This is a genomic window from Methyloversatilis sp., assembly GCF_030696805.1.
In the GTDB taxonomy this organism is placed as follows: Bacteria; Pseudomonadota; Gammaproteobacteria; order Burkholderiales; family Rhodocyclaceae; genus Methyloversatilis.
Genome location: NZ_JAUYRO010000030.1, coordinates 1 through 2803 on the forward strand (window position 1 = coordinate 1; position 2803 = coordinate 2803).

The 2803-nt window shown below is 61.8% G+C and carries 2 protein-coding genes; both read left to right on the forward strand.

The features are described from left to right. Positions 1-229 precede the first annotated feature (229 nt). Complete coding sequence (gene istA, locus Q8R75_RS03675) at positions 230-1756, forward strand: IS21 family transposase (protein ID WP_305663512.1); 1527 nt, start codon at positions 230-232, stop codon at positions 1754-1756. Between the two features lie 175 nt (positions 1757-1931). After that, entirely contained in the window at positions 1932-2720 is a 789-nt protein-coding gene (gene istB, locus Q8R75_RS03680) for an IS21-like element helper ATPase IstB (RefSeq protein WP_305663513.1), read from the forward strand. Positions 2721-2803: the final 83 nt, after the last annotated feature.

Genomic DNA, 2803 nt, shown 5'->3' on the forward strand with positions numbered 1-2803 from the left:
TGTCAGTGATCGGCCCAAAGGATCCACTTGGTGATCGGCATATAGGATCCAGGTCATGATCGGCGTAATGGAGCCAGTCTGTGATCGGCATATAGGATCCACCTGCTGATCGGCGGATTGGTTCCACTGCCCCGGAAGAAGTCAGCAACGGGCATTTCGGATTTCACCCATTCATCACTACCCTCGGCGGCTTTTTGCCGAGGAAACGATGAGTCGAAGGAAGATCGAAATGCACCACTACCGACAGGCCCTGCTGCGCATGCGGCAAGGCGATTCCGACCGCGATATTGCCAAGAGCGGCCTCATGGGCCGGCGGACGGCAGCCAGTCTGCGGACGTTGGCCAACGAACGTCACTGGCTCGCCACTGAACAGCCCGCGCCCGACGACGCCACCATTGCCGAGGCGCTAGCGCCGAGCAGACGGGCCGCCACCACCGTGTCCAGCCTGGAACCGCATCGCGAACGCATCGCCGCCTGGCTGGCGCAAGGCGTTTCCGGCGTTGTCATTCACACCGTCCTGAAACGCGAACACGGCTTCGCCGGCCATTACTCGGCGGTGCGCCGCATGCTGGACCGCCTCAAACAGGACATTCCGCCAAAGACCACGGTCCGCCTGAACTTTGCACCCGGCGAGGCCGCCCAAGTCGATTTCGGGGCTGGGCCGACGCTTGAGCATCCCGCCGGCGGGCAGCGCCGGACCTGGGCCTTCGTCATGACCCTTTGCTTCTCACGCCACCAATACGTCGAGTTTGTCTGGGATCAAACGGTCGCCACCTGGCTCGGCTGCCATCGCCGGGCCTTCGAATGGTTTGCCGCCGTACCGGCCCGCGTCATCATCGATAACGCCAAATGCGCCATCATCAAAGCCTGCATTCGCGATCCGGAAGTGCAGCGCTCCTACGCCGATTGCGCCGAAGGCTACGGCTTCAAGATCGACCCGTGTCCGCCCCATGACCCGCAGAAGAAGGGCATCGTCGAATCGGGCGTCAAATACCTGAAGGGCAACTTTCTGCCCCTCAAATCCTTTCGTGACCTCACCGACCTCAACCGCCAGGCCAAGGGTTGGGTGATGGAAGAAGCCGGGATTCGGCGGCACGGCACGACCGGCGAGGCGCCGCTGGCCCGCTTCGAGATTGAGCGCGCCGTGCTCTTGCCACTGCCAGCGGTGGCACCGGACCTCGGTGTCTGGGCGCAAGCCAATGTCCATCCCGACTGCCATATCCAGTTCGAGCATGCCTACTATTCCGTCCCCTTCAGCCTGGTCGGCAAACGGCTCTGGTTCAAGGCGAGCGATGGCATGGTGACGATTTACCATGACTTCAAGCCCGTCGCCGCCCACGGACGAGCCAGCAAGCGCGGTGAGCGGCGCACCGTGAATGACCATCTGCCGCCCGATGCGCAAGCCTTCTTTGCTCATGACCGGGCCTGGTGCCAAGAGCAGGCACGCCGAGTCGGAACCGCCTGTGCCGAGTTGATCGAGCGTTTGCTGGCGGATCGCATCGTCGAACGATTGCGTGCCGCGCAAGGCGTGTTGCGCTTGCAGAAATCCTACCCCCCAAACCGACTGGAGGCGGCCTGTGCGCGGGCGCTGGCCCATGAATCGCCGTATTACCGCACGGTCAAGACGATTCTGGCCGGTGGTCATGATTTGCGTAGCGACGACCGGGTGGCCGCCGCGCCGGAGACCGTGCCGCATTCAGGCCGTTTCGCCCGCAATGCCGCCAGCTTGTTTGCCGCCCCTGACACCATCCAGTGAGAAGCCGCTTTTGTTCTCCATGGCTGAATCCGGCTTTCTGCCGGCTCAGCCATGGATGAGCGTATTTCCCGAGATCAGGCGTCAAGGTTGCGCTGCGCCGGGCGTTGCCCGACCTTGACCCCCGATCTCGGGAACTCCCGGCCAATTGGCCTGTTTCCCCTCTTGAAAGAAGACCATGAACCCTATCCCCGAACTTGCTCCCAATCTGAAGCAACTGCGCCTCTCCGGCATCCTCGATTCGCTGGAGGCGAGAAATCGTCAGGCCATTGAATCAAAGCTGGCGTACACCGAGTTCCTTTCCTTGTTGATCCACGACGAAGTCGCCCGCCGCGACCAGAAGAAGTTCGACTTACGCCTGCGCCGCGCGGCTTTCCGGGCCGGCAAGTCGCTCGAAGGCTTTGACTTCGCCAGACTCCCGAATCTGAATCGCGCCTTGATCCATGATCTGGCGACCGGGCGCTATCTGCTGGAGAAGGCGCCGGTATTGATCGTCGGCCCCTGCGGCACCGGCAAGAGCCACCTGGCTCAGGCACTCGGCCATTGCGCGGTGCGCCAGGGCGTCGATGTGCTTTTTACGACGCAGGCACAACTGTGCGCCAGCCTGACCACCGCCCGCGCCGTTGGCACGGTGGAGCGCAAGATCGCGACGCTCGCCCGAATTCCACTCTTGATCATTGACGATTTCGGACTCAAACCCATGCGTCCGCCCGCCGATGAAGACTTCCACGACCTGATTGCCGAGCGTTACGAGCAGGCGGCGACCATCGTCACCAGCAATCTCGATTTCACCGAGTGGGATCAGGCCTTCCCGGCCAACCGTTTGCTCGCCGCCGCCACCCTCGATCGCCTGCGCCATAACGCTTACTGCCTGACCCTCGACGGCGACTCTTATCGATCGCCAAAACTCGCACCGACAGCACCGAAATCAACCCCTCAAAAACAGGTAAAATCCACCTCGCTTTAAGCCCCGATTTAGCCCGTTTTTACTTCTTCAAACTGGCTCCATTACGCCGATCATCGGTGGCTCCATAATGCCGGTCAATGACA

Coding starts and splice junctions, on each gene's coding strand:
- istA (WP_305663512.1), top strand. CDS start 230: ATGCACCACTACCGACAGGCCCTGCTGCGCATGCGGCAAGGCGATTCC.
- istB (WP_305663513.1), top strand. CDS start 1,932: ATGAACCCTATCCCCGAACTTGCTCCCAATCTGAAGCAACTGCGCCTC.